Raw genomic sequence first — 12,936 nt, forward strand, 5'->3', positions numbered from 1 at the left:
AGCGCAGAGATAAGGGAAGGAGAAAGGTGTCCCGGTTTTCATACATCGCATTGTATCCTGCTGTAAACAAGTTGTTTGCGGATCCTGCTGCTGTGTCTTGTTCTCTTCTCCGTTTGCTCTGCCGGGAACGTCCTCTGTTCGTTTTCATTTGGTTGGACATCCGATTTCGGCTTGTTCTCTGCCGGTAATTGGAAAAAATACTGTAATTTTGCAGCCGGTTATTCAATAGGATTACAAACCTGATATGATACATTTATTATTTCGAGGGATTCAGGGCGGACACGGTCATCGTATGTCAGATACCTTCCTGTGCAGGAGCTTCCTTGCACTGGCCTTCCTGTGTTCCGTCACGGTCGGCTCTGCCGACAACAGAGATTTCAAGACGGCGTTGCGCATTGCCCGCCGTTATGTGAAGGTTGACCGCAAGGTTTCCGTAAACCGGAAGACACGCATGGCGGCATCGACGGTTCCGCAGCCTTATTATGTCTTCAATGATGCTGCCGGAAAGGGCTTCGTGGTCGTTGCCGGCGACGACAGGATGGGCGAGGTGCTGGCCTACGGCGACGAGACCTCGATCGACATGACCCGTCTCAGTCCCGAGGCCCGTTATCTCTTCGATGCCTACCGGAAGGTCTACGAGATATTGGGGAAGGACAGGCGGCTTACCACGCGTGCGGCCGCTGCCACGGCGGCGGGCGACCATGTGGACCCGCTGGTCAGCACGAAATGGAGCCAGTTCGATCCTTACAATCTGCTGGTGGGCGGTGATTACCCGACGGGCTGTGTGGCTACGGCAGTGGCGCAGGTCATGTTTTACCACCGGTGGCCGGAGCAGGGAAAGGGACAGGCAAGCTATCGGGTGACTTACGACAATACTGTCAGGTCGGCCGACTTCTCCCAGTCGCATTACGACTGGGGGGACATGCTGCCCGATTATGCCCACGTGAGGGCTACGGAACGGCAGAACAATGCCGTGGCAAAGCTGATGAGCGACGTGGGTATCGCCACGGCCATGCAGTACACGCCTGCCTCAAGCGGTACACAGGACTATCTGGCAGAGCGGGCTTTGCGCGACTATTTCGATTACGATGCCTCCCTCATAGGGCGGTCTGACGAGGGGGCTGCCCACTTCGTGGAGATACTGAAAAAGGAAATCCGAAATGGTTTCCCGCTCTATATGTCTGGGATGTCGGCCGGCGGCGGAGGCGGCCATGCGTGGGTCTGCGACGGCTTCGACAGCGAAGACCGGTTCCACATGAACCTCGGCTGGGGCGGTCAGGCCAACGGCTACTACTCCGTCACGGCCTTGAACATCACTTCCACAGGCAGTGAGTTCGGAGGGAAACCGCTCACTTTCAACCGTTCGCTCCACGTGATCGCCATACATCCCAACAAGCCGAATACGCCCAAGATTGATGCCGACATCGCCTACAAGTCGCCGAACATAGCTTTCAGACTTGGCAGTGAGATGGCTTTCGAGGGTGAAGCGCCTGCAGTGCCTGCTGCCGGCGTGAAGCTGATGTACAAAGATTTCACCAATCAGAGCAACGACCCCTTCATGGGTGATATCGGCGTGGGAATCTATGATGCGGACGGCAGACTGACAAACGTTTTTCCCTATAGCCAGAAGGGGAACGGCATATTCACCAAAGTCCGCTTTGTCTATAATGACGAGAAGATGACTTCAGGGGCTGTTATAGACGAGGAGATACCCTTTACGCTCGACTTCTCTGCACTGGCCAACGGCACTTACACGCTGTCGCCCATTGTGGCCGGGCTGCAGGAAGACGGTACGCTGGGCACGTGGGTAAGGATGAAGAAGGCACCGCGAGTGGTGATGGAGGTGGCAGATGGGAAAATCGACTATCTGGAACTGCCGTCGAAGACACCTGCCTATCAGCTCGCAGCCGACCCGCAGTTGGACGGCAGGCTGATTCCCGGTGAGGAGAACAGGCTGCTCTTGTCCATCCGTAAACTGGATGCACAGGTCTTTGACGGAACTGTGAAGGTTGAACTGGTTGACGGCGAGGGGACAGCTGTCTATACCTCGCAGACAAAGAACAAGGTGGACTTCGATATGTATGCCACGACGAGGGTCAGGCTGCCGTTTACCGTTCCCTACGGTACCGCCGCAGGCGAATACCGGCTGCGTGTGACAATCGTCAATGCCGATGGGAATACCTGCAGGGTAAACGACCGCCCCCTGAACGGACCTTACAAGGTCACGGTGGAGGACGGGAAGAAGCGGGATGTCTTTGCAACCGTGCGTGCTTTTGTTCAGGACAACAACGAGGAAAGCATACAGGGTGAAGGGATAGATGTCAAAAAAACTTCTACTTTCAGAGTAAGTTGTATGGCTTTCCTTGGGAAAAATGTGCATTACAAAGGCAGTCTGATGCTGTATCTGATCGATACGCAGACAGAGGTTTCTATTCCCGTGATGAAGAGACCGCTGCAGGTCGACCTGAGTAGTGCCGGGCTTATGACTCAGATTACCAGCGACTGGATCGACCCTAAGAAAGAGCGGCTCATCAACAACCGCCGCTACCGGGTGGCACTGATTGGCGAGGAAGACGGCAGGAATGTGGACCTGATACCGGCTTCTTCCCGACCGATATTCATTTCCGTTGTCAACAATGATGTGACGGACGGGATTGAAACGGCCCACGCCCAAGATGTCCTGCGGTTCACCGGCGGACGTCTTTCCGTACAGCGACAGGGCCTGAAAAGTGTGGAGGTGTATGGCATGAACGGCGTGCGTGTGGCCGGCGGTACGGCCGATGCTTCCGGCAGCATATCGCTCTCCCTGCCCAAGGGCACCTATGTGGTGCGTGTGACGACACAGGAGGGCTGCTGTTCGGCGGTTATCCGGTAAGCAACTTTATACGGCGGAAGAGCGTCCCGTAGGATTTGATGATGGCAGAACGGCAAGGCGGCTGGCTTCCGACAGACCCGCCTGCCAGTCGCCTACATACCTCATGTGCGGAAAAGACGGAAGGCGCACGATGAACCTGTCTGATGTTCATCGTGCGCCTTCTGTATTATTGTATGTGGCATGTCCTGAGAATCACACGTCGGTAGGTCGTTGACGTGGATGCTGTCAGCACTTTGTGCCTTTTTGCCTTTATACGGGTTCTTCCGCCTTCTCCCTCCGGCCGCATAATCCGACATGCTCTTTCAGGAAGAAAGCGAAAGCCGATCGTCTGAAAGGCAAAGACCCGTCAAGGACGGTTACCGGAACACGCCCTCTGTGAGCGGACTATTTCAGTACGCCCAGTTCTTTGCCGACCTTGATGAAGGCTGCAATGCACTTGTCGAGCTGCTCGCGGGTGTGCCCTGCTGACAGCTGTACGCGGATGCGGGCCTCCCCCTTCGGGACAACGGGATAATAGAATCCGGTCACGTAGATGCCCTCGTCAAGCAGCCTGGCGGCATATACCTGCGACAGCTTGGCATCGTAGAGCATGACGGCGCAGATGGCACTCTGGGTAGGCTTGATGTCGAAGCCGGAAGCCATCATCCTGTTGCGGAAGTAGGTGACGTTCTCGACGAGCCGGTTGTGGAGGACATTGCTTTCCTTCAGCATCTTGAAGACCTCGAGGCTGGCACCGATGATGCAGGGTGCAAGTGAGTTGGAGAAGAGGTAGGGACGACTGCGCTGACGGAGCATGTCGATGATTTCCTTGCGGCCTGTAGTGAAGCCGCCGAGTGCGCCGCCGAATGCCTTCCCGAGCGTCCCCGTGTAGATGTCCACCCGCCCGTAGGTCTTGCACAGCTCGCTCACGCCGTGTCCTGTCGCACCGACAACACCTGCCGAGTGGGACTCGTCTACCATCACGAGTGCATCGTACTTCTCTGCCAGATCACAGATCTTGTCGATAGGTGCCACATTGCCGTCCATGGAGAAGACACCGTCGGTGCAGATGATACGGAACCGCTGTGCCTGTGCCTCTTTCAGGCAACGTTCGAGGTCGGCCATGTCGGCATTGGCATAGCGATAACGCTTTGCCTTGCAGAGACGTACGCCGTCGATGATGGAGGCGTGGTTCAGCGAATCGGAGATGATGGCGTCCTGGTCCGTGAAGAGCGGTTCGAACACGCCGCCGTTGGCATCAAAGCAGGCCGCATAGAGGATGGTGTCCTCCGTCTTGAAATACTCCGAGATGGCAGCTTCCAGCTCCTTGTGGATGTCCTGTGTGCCGCAGATGAACCGCACCGAGGACATGCCGAAGCCCCGTCTGTCCATCATCTTCCTGGCTCCTGCGAGCAGGCGAGGGTGGTCCGAAAGGCCCAGATAGTTGTTGGCACAGAAATTCAGCACTTCCCTGCCTTTTACTTCGATTGCTGCACGCTGCGGACTTTCAATGATTCTTTCCTCCTTGTAAAGTCCGGCTTCCTTGATCTCTGCAAGCGCATTGCTGAGATGTTCTTTCATCTTACCGTACATAACATTAGATTTTAAATTTGTTGTGGACAAAGTAAGCGATAAAAAACGAGAAAAGCATCATTCACAGGCATTTTTTTTACTTGTCTGACCTTATTTTTAAGAATTTTAATACTGGAGAAAGGGTCATTCATCAAAAAATATGTTTACTTTGCATACTTGTAAACATAAACTTATCAATATTTATGAAAAATGTCTTGGTCATTGGCTCGACAGGGCAGATAGGCTCGGAGCTTACCAGAGAACTTAGAAGGCGTTATGGAAACGACGGAATCGTCGCCGGCTACATCAAGGGGGCGGAACCCCGGGGGGAGCTGAAAGAAGGCGGACCGTCTGCAGAGGCCGATGTTACGAATCCTGAGATGATTGCCGAAGTTGTAAGAAAACACAAGATTGACACCATCTACAACCTTGCAGCACTGTTGTCCGTCGTGGCAGAAAAAAAACCGCAGCTGGCCTGGAAAATCGGTATTGACGGGCTTTGGAACATCCTTGAAGTGGCACGCGAAAACAAGTGTGCGGTCTTCACGCCGAGCTCCATCGGCTCCTTCGGCCTGAACACGCCGCACACGAAGACTCCGCAGGACACGGTGCAGCGTCCCGGTACAATCTACGGAATATCGAAGGTGACGACGGAACTGCTCAGCGACTATTATTTTAAGAAGTACGGTGTGGATACCCGCTCCGTGCGCTTCCCGGGACTTATTTCCTATGTGACGCCTCCCGGTGGCGGCACGACCGATTATGCCGTCGACATCTATTATTCGGCGGTCCGTGGGGAGAAGTTCGTGTGTCCGATTCGGAAGGGAACACTGATGGACATGATGTATATGCCTGACGGCCTGCATGCTGCCATCGCTCTGATGGAGGCCGATCCGTCCCGCCTGGTTCATCGGAACGGTTTCAACATCGCCTCCATGAGCTTTGACCCGGAGGAGATCTTCCAGACTATCAGACGCTACAAGCCCGGCTTCGAGATGGCTTATGCCGTTGACCCGCTTAAGCAGAGCATTGCCGACAGCTGGCCGGACAGCCTTGACGACAGCTGTGCCCGCGAAGAATGGGACTGGCAGCCGCGCTACGACCTTGACACCATGACGGCCGACATGCTGAAGCATCTTGAGGAGAAGTTGAAGTAAGAATGCGGAGGTGTCCCGTTTCGTTTGTCTGTATCTTTCCCCGGTCTCTGTTTCTTTACACTGGCAGGGGCTTGGGAAAGAAACTGTAAAAAAGGCTCTACCGTAATCCCGGGACTGCCGGCCCGGGATTACGGTAGAGCCTCTTGTCTGTTTTCTCAAAAGGACCGGGCCGGTTAATTGATTCTTGCTGTCCGGTGATCATTTTCCATACAGGCCGTTCTTTCCCTCTTGCCATGTATGGTTGTGGCAGGAACGGGGAAGCTCCCTGCCGAGGTGATGATGGCCGGCACCGGCCGTGCCGTTGGTCATCACGGGTCGTGCTGAAGGCTCGCACGCCCGCTGTCTGTTGCCCGGATGGAAACGGCCTGCGGTAAAAGACGGTGGTCTAACTTACTTCTTCCAGTGAGGAAGGCCTGTTGTTTTCAGAGGCAATGAGGAATTGCCGGTTGAAAGGAAGTTGCGCACGGATCCCCCATGGCATTGGTGTCTTGCTGGGACAGGAATCATTGTTTATCTTCTTCTCTTGCCCGTCGCCTTCTTTCCGGTTGTCTTCTTGGCAACAGGTTTTTCAGGGGCGGCCTTCTCCGGCATTTTGTTCTCGGGACGTGCGAAGCCGTCTTTCTGTGCACGGGCGCTCATGGTCTTGATACGTTTATCGAGGTCTGGATGCGACGAGAACATACGTTTCCACTTGCCTTCCTTCTGTATGCCGGCATCCTCTTCCAGTTTCTTCAGCTTCTCGAACGAAAGGGCGATGGCCCAGGGATTCTTGCCGTTCTTCTTCAGGAACTCGTAGCCGTAGGCATCAGCCTGGCTCTCCTGTTTCTGCGAGTAGGTGGCATTAAGCAGCGATTCGCCCAGTTCCCCGAGCTGCGAGTCGGTCAGTGCGGCAGCCTTGTTGCCGGATGCCGCCAGTCCGTCTTTCAGTGCGCTGGTAAGCAGAGCCGTGCGGAAACCTTTCTTGGAATCCTTGTGGGCGACGTGGCCGATTTCATGTCCGATGACTCCCAGCAGTTCCTCGTCGGTCATGATGTCCATCAGGGACGAGAATACACGTACACTGCCGTCAGGGCAGGCGAAGGCGTTCACGTCGGTGACGTAGTAGACCTTGAAGTTCAGAGGGATCCCTTCTACATTCGTCAGTCCCTGCGTGAGTCTGTTCAGTCGCTTGGTATAAGGACTTCTGGCATCGCATACCTTGTTGTTCTTGTCCATCCAGGCGATGTATTCCTTTACGTAATTGGCCATGTCTGCATCGGTCAGAGTAGCGGCCTTTACCGCTTTCGTAGCCCCGGCGGCGGCTTTGCCGATGTTGAACTGTGCCTTTGCAGGTGTCGCTCCAAGCAGGAGGAGTGCAGTGACAAATGTGCTGAAGAGTAGTTTCTTTTTCATAACGGATAGGTTGTTGAATTAACGTTAATACGTTTGCAAATATATACATTTTTCCTCGTATATCCTGTTCTGGCGGACTTTTTTTATGCTTGTGCCTGTTTTCTCTCGGCCTTTTCTGCTATTGTCTTGTGGCGGTACATTCCATTTCAATGAGCCATTCCGGACGGCACACCTTGGCAAGGACGATGATGTGAGGCTGGGTCGGGAAGCGGCGTGTCATGTACCGGCTGACGACGGGGTAGTCCGAAGGATCACGCAGATAGATGACGAAATAGTTGATGTCCGCCATGCACATTCCGCCGTCCTGAAGCAGAGCCTCGATATTGTCGAGCAGCCGGACGGTCTGTTTCTCCACGTCGCCGAGGTAGAGGACATTGCCATATCTGTCTATGCTTGCTGTTCCGGAGATGAACGCAATCTGCTTGCTGGGAAGGGTGAGGCGCGTGCCGCGTTCGAAGGCTACGCCGTATTCGTGGGTAGGATTGAGATGGTCCAGTGCCTGGAGGTATTTCTTGTCTTCCTCCCGGATGTCCGGATAGGTCAGGAAGTCGATGGCCACGGTCGCCGAACGCACCGGTGAACTGCCGCCGATGCCTGTCGAGGCGATGTAATGGGTGTCTGCGGTCAGGCCGTACCGGCGGAAGATGTCGTTGCGTGCCTTTACTATTCCGTCATAGTTGATGTCTATGTCTGCCACGTAAATCCATGTCCGGACAAGATGAGTGCGGATGTCAAGTCCTTTTTCCTGTATGCTCCTGAGATATTTCTCAAAGAGCATGACGGTCTGGAAGTATGCGCTTGTTCCGTGTGTCTCCTCTTCTGTCAGCCTGATGCTCTGGAAGATGCAGTTGTCTGCCCGAGAGGTTGTCTTCACAAGTATGGCGATCTTGCTGCCGTTCAGTGGAGGCTGTTCTACAATAGTAGTTGACAGGGTTGACAAGACGTTCTGGAAGAGTTCGCTCTCGATGAGCAGCTGATGTTGGTTTTGTATGTCGCTGAGGAATATTCTGACATAGTCCAGTCTGCGTCCCGCCTGTCCTGCGTGGGACTGCAGTTCGGAAAGCTGTCGGCTCAAATCCTCCAGCTGGTCAGTAAATTTGCCTTGGCTCTTCGGAGCCAGAATTTCATAGAAGTCCATTTTCCTTTTGTGTTCTGTTTCCCGCAAAGGTATATCTTTTTGCGGAGAAAAAGGTTTTGAATATATGCAGAGGGAATGCAATTACCTACTATTAGGTAGGCCGGCGGATGAAACCGGAGCTGATAATCATGTGTGGGGAACTGTCTGTTCCGGATTGCCGTGAAGCGAAGGGGCTTGTTCCCGATGTCGGAAAAGAAGGACTTGCCGGCAATAGTCCTGTGGAATAACGAGCAAGGGAATCCGGATGGGGCGAGGGGGCGTGTTCCGCCATGAAAAGACGGTGTCAGGAAAAAATGCAGCCCGTCCTCGCCGAAGTCAGGAGCAGGGTTATTGCTTTGTTGCAGGTTTTATGCAAGGAGTGTCAGATTGAGTGATGACAAGAAAAAACAGGGGCAGACGCTCCCGCCTGTCCCTGTTTTCTTTTAATGTGCCCTTGGAGTCTTCTGGTATATATGCCATGTCGACTGCTCTGCAGGAAGAATGCCGGTACGTTGTCCGGTCAATGTCTTCTCTTTCTGTCCTCAGTCAGTCTCTGCTGTTTCCGAAGAAGCGCAGGAGGTAGAGGAAGAGGTTGATGAAGTCGAGATAAAGGCTTAAAGCACCGAGGAGGGCAACCTTCTGTGCCGACTCTCCCGCATCGGGCGCCATGAGCAGGTTGCGCTTGATGGTCTGTGCATCCCAGGCTGTCAGCCCGGTGAAGACCAGCACGCCGATGCCGCTGACGATCAGGTCCATCATCGTGCTGCGGAGGAAGACGTTGACCAGTCCGGCGATGATCAGTCCGATCAGTGCCATGAAGAGGATGCCGCCCATCCGTGTAAGGTCTTTCTTCGTCGTAGATCCAATCAGCGCCATCGCACCGAAGGTTCCGGCAGTGATGAAGAACGTCTTGGAGATGGCGGCAGAAGTGAAGGCTGCAAAGATCCACCCCAAGGTCAGTCCGTTGAGGGCGGAGAAGACGATGAACCACACTGTCGCACTGACGAGTGACAGGCGGTTGATGCGGGCAGAGACATACCATACGATACCCAGCTCCGCCAGCCCGGCGATGAGCAGCGGCCCTCTGCTCATGTAAAGCATCTGGATGAGTGCAGGGGAATTGCCTGCACCGTACGCCACGACACCCGTAATGGCGAGTGCCATTGCCATCCATACATACACCTTGCGCATCAGTGTGGGGAATGCGCGCGACATCTCCAGGTCGTGCTCATGGCTGGAAGCCACGTTTGTAAAATTGTCAAAATTCATATTCATTCGTTTTTTTGTTTGTTTTCTTTCTTCCTGTTATAGAAGAGCGGTCTGTCTCGTGAGGCGGATCCGCCTGTTTGACAAGTCTGCAAACCTTATGCCATTTGCAGATTGCCATTAGGTCATGTCATTCTGTCTGTGACGGTCTGTGTGTTTCATCTTGTTGTCTTATCGTTTTCATCACTTTCACGGAGATGTCGAGCCACGCTTCCATCTGTCTGTAGTCTTTCCTCTCCCATATATCCTTGAAGTCCAGAAATTCATGGGTAAGACGGCTTTCGTATGCGTTGTGCTGGTAGCTGGTGTATTTTCCCTGCTCCATGATCTCAACACAGCCGAACCTGTTGGCGGCTGTCGGAATGCGTATCCAGCCTTTCTCACCTTGGATGAGGATGAACGACGGACTGGTAGAGTCCTTTGCTGCGGTGCAGGTGGCGGTCATGGTAGGATAGGAGAGTACCATTACGCCGGAGGTGTCGATTCCGTTATGTCCGTAATTGGCAAAATATCGGCTTGCAGCAGGAGGACCGAAAAGGGCCGTGACGACGTTGATGTTGTACACGTTGAGGTCGTTCAGCGTACCACCGCCTGAAAGTGGGTCGAATGCCGGAGCGATGTCTCCCTGCAGATAACGGTCATATTTGCTTGAGTATTGTGAGTAATTGCACTGTACGAAGTGTATCGGTGCGATACGTCCCAGATTCTCCTTTACAAGCCGGAAGTTCGGTGTGTGGAGCGGTGAGACGGCCTCGAAGAGATACAGCTTCCGCTCCTGTGCCATTGCTGCCAGCTCTTCTGCCTCTGCAACAGTCATGGTAAAGGGCTTCTCCACAATCACATTCCTGTCTGCCTCCAATGCTTCGTGTATGAACGCATAATGAACGCTGTTGATTACGGCGATGTAGACAAAGTCGGCACCGTCTTCTCTGAGCAGCTGTGCATAGTCGGTATAGATGCGCTCTATATGGTTCGCTTTCGCAAGTGCCTGTGCCTTCTCCTTGTTGCTGTGTGTGAAAAGGCTGGTTATCTCTATTCCTTTTGCCTCTGTCCTGAGCGTCTTGATGACCTCGGTGGCTATCATTCCTGTTCCTACAATACTAATCTTCATGTTTGTTTCCCGTTTTACGGCATATTCTATGGTCGTTTTTTACGACATGAGACTTATAGAATGTGCCTTGTTACTTTTCCTGATGCAACAAAAGTATAGAATGTTTTGCAGAAAATGGGGGAAATGACTATTTTTGTACTCTCTTAACAAGCATTAGTTGATATGATGAACAGAAAATTTTTATTCCTTTCAGCGTTTCTTTTGTCTGTAGTCGCAGCTGTGGGATGTGCAGACTGGAAGAAACCGGCAGTAAAGTGTTTGGCCGACTCGGTGGCTTCGAAGACTGCTGTTTCTGATTCTGTTGTTGTGGAGAAAGAAGTGCCGTTGGTGGTGGATTCCATAGGAAAATCGTTCAGCAGTAAAAAGGGTAACCTTGATTTTGCTTATGATTTCCCGGTTTCCGGGCCAAGTCCGTTGGTTGATTCTTTGCGTGCTTATCTGTCATCAGAGATGGCAGATGCCGGGTATGTCAAGCCTTATGGAAATCTTTCCGATGGGAAGGGGATGATGACGTATTATGCAAAAACTGCGTTCGAGGGTATGAACCGGCTTTTTGAGGATGATGGGGAAAGGGCTGCTCCCTGCGTCCCAGAAGTGTCTCTGTTCGTAAGGAAAAGGGGGGAGACGGAGCGTTTCGTTACTTATGTGTCGACATATTATATTTATACTGGTGGTGCGCATGGCATGACTTCTGAGTATGGCGTAACCTTTGACAAGAAGTCGGGTGTCAGACTGCGGAATATCTTGAATGCAGATTGTGAGAAAGTACTACAGCCGCTTCTTAAAGAGAAAGTAGAGAATTATTTAAAGCAGACTGTCAGTTCGGATGACAGGGAGATGTCAGAAGCTGAGCTCAAGGATCTTATGGATGGGCTTTTCTTCGAGAATGGGGTTATTCCGCTGCCAGGCAATGGGCTTTATCTGTCTCCGGAGGGTGTGGTCTTTTCCTATGGACAGTATGAGATAGGTGCTTATGCTGTCGGAATGCCGACCTTTACAGTCGCTTATGAGAAGATTGGAAAATACCTTTCGCCTGAGGCACGAAGCCTTGCAGGGATTAAGTAATCTTTCTTAATTCTGTAAGTTGGATTGATAACTTTCGGCTTTGAAGTAGAGAAATGACTTTTTATTAGCCCTTTTCGAGGGTGTGTCAAAATGCAAATTAATGACTTGACAACATTCAAACTATAAGCAGGTCTTTCCTAAAAGCAAAGAAAAAACCATTTCTTTACTCAAAATCGAGTGCAGAAATGGTCATTTTCAATGAATTGTTTCAAACTGTAAGATGATCAAAATGGTATTTGCATTTTGACACACCCTCGTTTTTTTGGTGCATCAACCAAACAAATCCTTTGGCAATTCTGACTCCGTTGTCTTGGAAATGGTTGCCTTCGTTCCATTCCATCTTACAGTTGACTCCTTTGTCTTTGAATATTTGTTCTTGGCGTAGGATGTCTTTACTGATCGTTGCCATTATCTTCGTTTTTGTTCTCTCTTCCTTGTCGCCAAGGCTTAGGTAGGCGTAATTTATTAGAGGCTGGTGGTTTTCAGCATAATCCAACCAGCCTATATACCATGCGGAAGGCGATGCGGAGACTATCCCATAGAAAGGATTGTCTGGTTCATAGGCCGCCCAAAGTGAGAAAAGCCCCGCTAAAGAATAGCCGCCTAAGAGGGTGTTGTCTTTGGTAGATTGCAATGCGTAACGAGTATTCAATGTCGGTATTAACTGACTTGTTATATATAATAAGGTAGAATAAGCACCGGCTCCAAAAGGGATTTTGCCAAACACAGGCGGGGCTGGCCAGGGTGTTAGCTCTTCATTCCATTTATTGATACGGATGGCAACGTGTATGAAGGGGATGGATGAACTCTCTTCTATGTGGGTTATCTGCTTTTCTAATTCTTTCTCGTCATTACTGTCTATGGGCTGGATGATGAAAAACTCTGCTTTTTCTTCACTATGAAGGGTGCATATATGTGAACCGATCTTGGTAATTTCTTTTTTATGTCTCATTGCTTTGTGTTCTGTTATTACGATGCAAAATTAGTCGTTTTTGACCGGATTGGTTGATTTACGTCAATTTATAATACAACAAAGCGCTCCTTTTAAAGTTTTTCCCCGAAACATTTGGAGCGTATGTTTTTTCTTTATACCTTTGCACTCGCTTTACGAAACGAGCCGCACGGCTTGTTCCGTGGGCACAGAAAGAAAGAGTTCTTTGAAAGGATTTACATAGACAGAGAAGTAGTACAAGAAGCGTCTGCTCGGCATGCATGCCGTGCGGACGGGTAAAAGAAACGAACCGATCAATTCGGCATCAGGGCAGGCTTCTGGCTTCCGCCATTTCGCCGTTTCGCCCTTTTGCTTTTTGAACGAGGTGCTCTTTGAGCTTGATATTTCGGTAAAGGCGTTCCGGGACAGAGATTGTTCGAGGCTCGGATGACGGGACGGGGCTTTCGCCTC

General features: G+C 51.8%; 10 protein-coding genes. 3 read left to right on the top strand and 7 right to left on the bottom strand.

Translation table 11 applies throughout. The features are described 5' to 3' along the window. The first annotated feature begins 292 nt into the window (after window positions 1-292). Window positions 293-2,875 (top strand): C10 family peptidase, encoded by a 2,583-nt coding sequence (locus HMPREF9141_RS07560; protein WP_007368049.1) that lies wholly within the window; start codon window positions 293-295, stop codon window positions 2,873-2,875. A 384-nt stretch (window positions 2,876-3,259) separates the two neighbouring features. Here the strand turns inward: HMPREF9141_RS07560 and kbl are convergent, their stop codons facing one another. Then, window positions 3,260-4,447, bottom strand: a complete 1,188-nt coding sequence (gene kbl, locus HMPREF9141_RS07570; protein WP_007368052.1) for a glycine C-acetyltransferase — start codon at window positions 4,445-4,447, stop codon at window positions 3,260-3,262. Window positions 4,448-4,629: 182 nt separating this feature from the next. On the opposite strand from kbl, the gene HMPREF9141_RS07575 reads away from it, so the two are divergent. Continuing rightward, window positions 4,630-5,583 (top strand): NAD-dependent epimerase/dehydratase family protein, encoded by a 954-nt coding sequence (locus tag HMPREF9141_RS07575; protein WP_007368054.1) that lies wholly within the window; start codon window positions 4,630-4,632, stop codon window positions 5,581-5,583. Window positions 5,584-6,093: 510 nt separating this feature from the next. On the opposite strand, the gene HMPREF9141_RS07580 is transcribed toward HMPREF9141_RS07575, so the two are convergent. The 4 genes from HMPREF9141_RS07580 to HMPREF9141_RS07595 all read right to left on the bottom strand — a co-directional run bounded on the left by HMPREF9141_RS07580 (window position 6,094) and on the right by HMPREF9141_RS07595 (window position 10,469). Then, window positions 6,094-6,975, bottom strand: coding sequence for a M48 family metallopeptidase (locus HMPREF9141_RS07580; RefSeq protein WP_007368055.1), 882 nt, complete (start codon window positions 6,973-6,975; stop codon window positions 6,094-6,096). Window positions 6,976-7,093: 118 nt separating this feature from the next. Continuing rightward, window positions 7,094-8,113 (bottom strand): Rid family hydrolase, encoded by a 1,020-nt coding sequence (locus HMPREF9141_RS07585; protein ID WP_040554683.1) that lies wholly within the window; start codon window positions 8,111-8,113, stop codon window positions 7,094-7,096. Window positions 8,114-8,638: 525 nt separating this feature from the next. Continuing rightward, a complete protein-coding gene (locus tag HMPREF9141_RS07590; RefSeq protein ID WP_007368058.1) occupies window positions 8,639-9,367 on the bottom strand; it encodes a Bax inhibitor-1/YccA family protein in 729 nt (242 codons plus the stop codon). Between the two features lie 121 nt (window positions 9,368-9,488). Next, complete coding sequence (locus HMPREF9141_RS07595) at window positions 9,489-10,469, bottom strand: Gfo/Idh/MocA family protein (RefSeq protein WP_007368060.1); 981 nt, start codon at window positions 10,467-10,469, stop codon at window positions 9,489-9,491. Between the two features lie 162 nt (window positions 10,470-10,631). Here HMPREF9141_RS07595 and HMPREF9141_RS07600 point away from each other — a divergent pair, with 162 nt between their 5' ends. Beyond that, on the top strand, window positions 10,632-11,534 hold the full coding sequence (locus HMPREF9141_RS07600) for a DUF3298 and DUF4163 domain-containing protein (RefSeq protein WP_007368062.1): 903 nt from the start codon (window positions 10,632-10,634) through the stop codon (window positions 11,532-11,534). Window positions 11,535-11,742: 208 nt separating this feature from the next. Here HMPREF9141_RS07600 and HMPREF9141_RS07605 read toward each other — a convergent pair whose 3' ends face one another. Continuing rightward, the gene (locus HMPREF9141_RS07605) at window positions 11,743-12,486 is read right to left on the bottom strand and encodes an alpha/beta hydrolase (protein WP_007368063.1); all 744 of its coding nucleotides are present in this window, start codon (window positions 12,484-12,486) and stop codon (window positions 11,743-11,745) included. Between the two features lie 153 nt (window positions 12,487-12,639). Beyond that, a partial coding sequence (locus HMPREF9141_RS13700; protein ID WP_007368064.1) for a hypothetical protein occupies window positions 12,640-12,936 on the bottom strand: 297 nt, incomplete at its 5' end.

The organism is Prevotella multiformis DSM 16608, assembly GCF_000191065.1.
GTDB classification, from domain to species: Bacteria; Bacteroidota; Bacteroidia; order Bacteroidales; family Bacteroidaceae; genus Prevotella; species Prevotella multiformis.

Coding starts and splice junctions, on each gene's coding strand:
- HMPREF9141_RS07560 (WP_007368049.1), top strand. CDS start 293: ATGTCAGATACCTTCCTGTGCAGGAGCTTCCTTGCACTGGCCTTCCTG.
- kbl (WP_007368052.1), bottom strand. CDS start 4,447: ATGTACGGTAAGATGAAAGAACATCTCAGCAATGCGCTTGCAGAGATC.
- HMPREF9141_RS07575 (WP_007368054.1), top strand. CDS start 4,630: ATGAAAAATGTCTTGGTCATTGGCTCGACAGGGCAGATAGGCTCGGAG.
- HMPREF9141_RS07580 (WP_007368055.1), bottom strand. CDS start 6,975: ATGAAAAAGAAACTACTCTTCAGCACATTTGTCACTGCACTCCTCCTG.
- HMPREF9141_RS07585 (WP_040554683.1), bottom strand. CDS start 8,113: ATGGACTTCTATGAAATTCTGGCTCCGAAGAGCCAAGGCAAATTTACT.
- HMPREF9141_RS07590 (WP_007368058.1), bottom strand. CDS start 9,367: ATGAATATGAATTTTGACAATTTTACAAACGTGGCTTCCAGCCATGAG.
- HMPREF9141_RS07595 (WP_007368060.1), bottom strand. CDS start 10,469: ATGAAGATTAGTATTGTAGGAACAGGAATGATAGCCACCGAGGTCATC.
- HMPREF9141_RS07600 (WP_007368062.1), top strand. CDS start 10,632: ATGATGAACAGAAAATTTTTATTCCTTTCAGCGTTTCTTTTGTCTGTA.
- HMPREF9141_RS07605 (WP_007368063.1), bottom strand. CDS start 12,486: ATGAGACATAAAAAAGAAATTACCAAGATCGGTTCACATATATGCACC.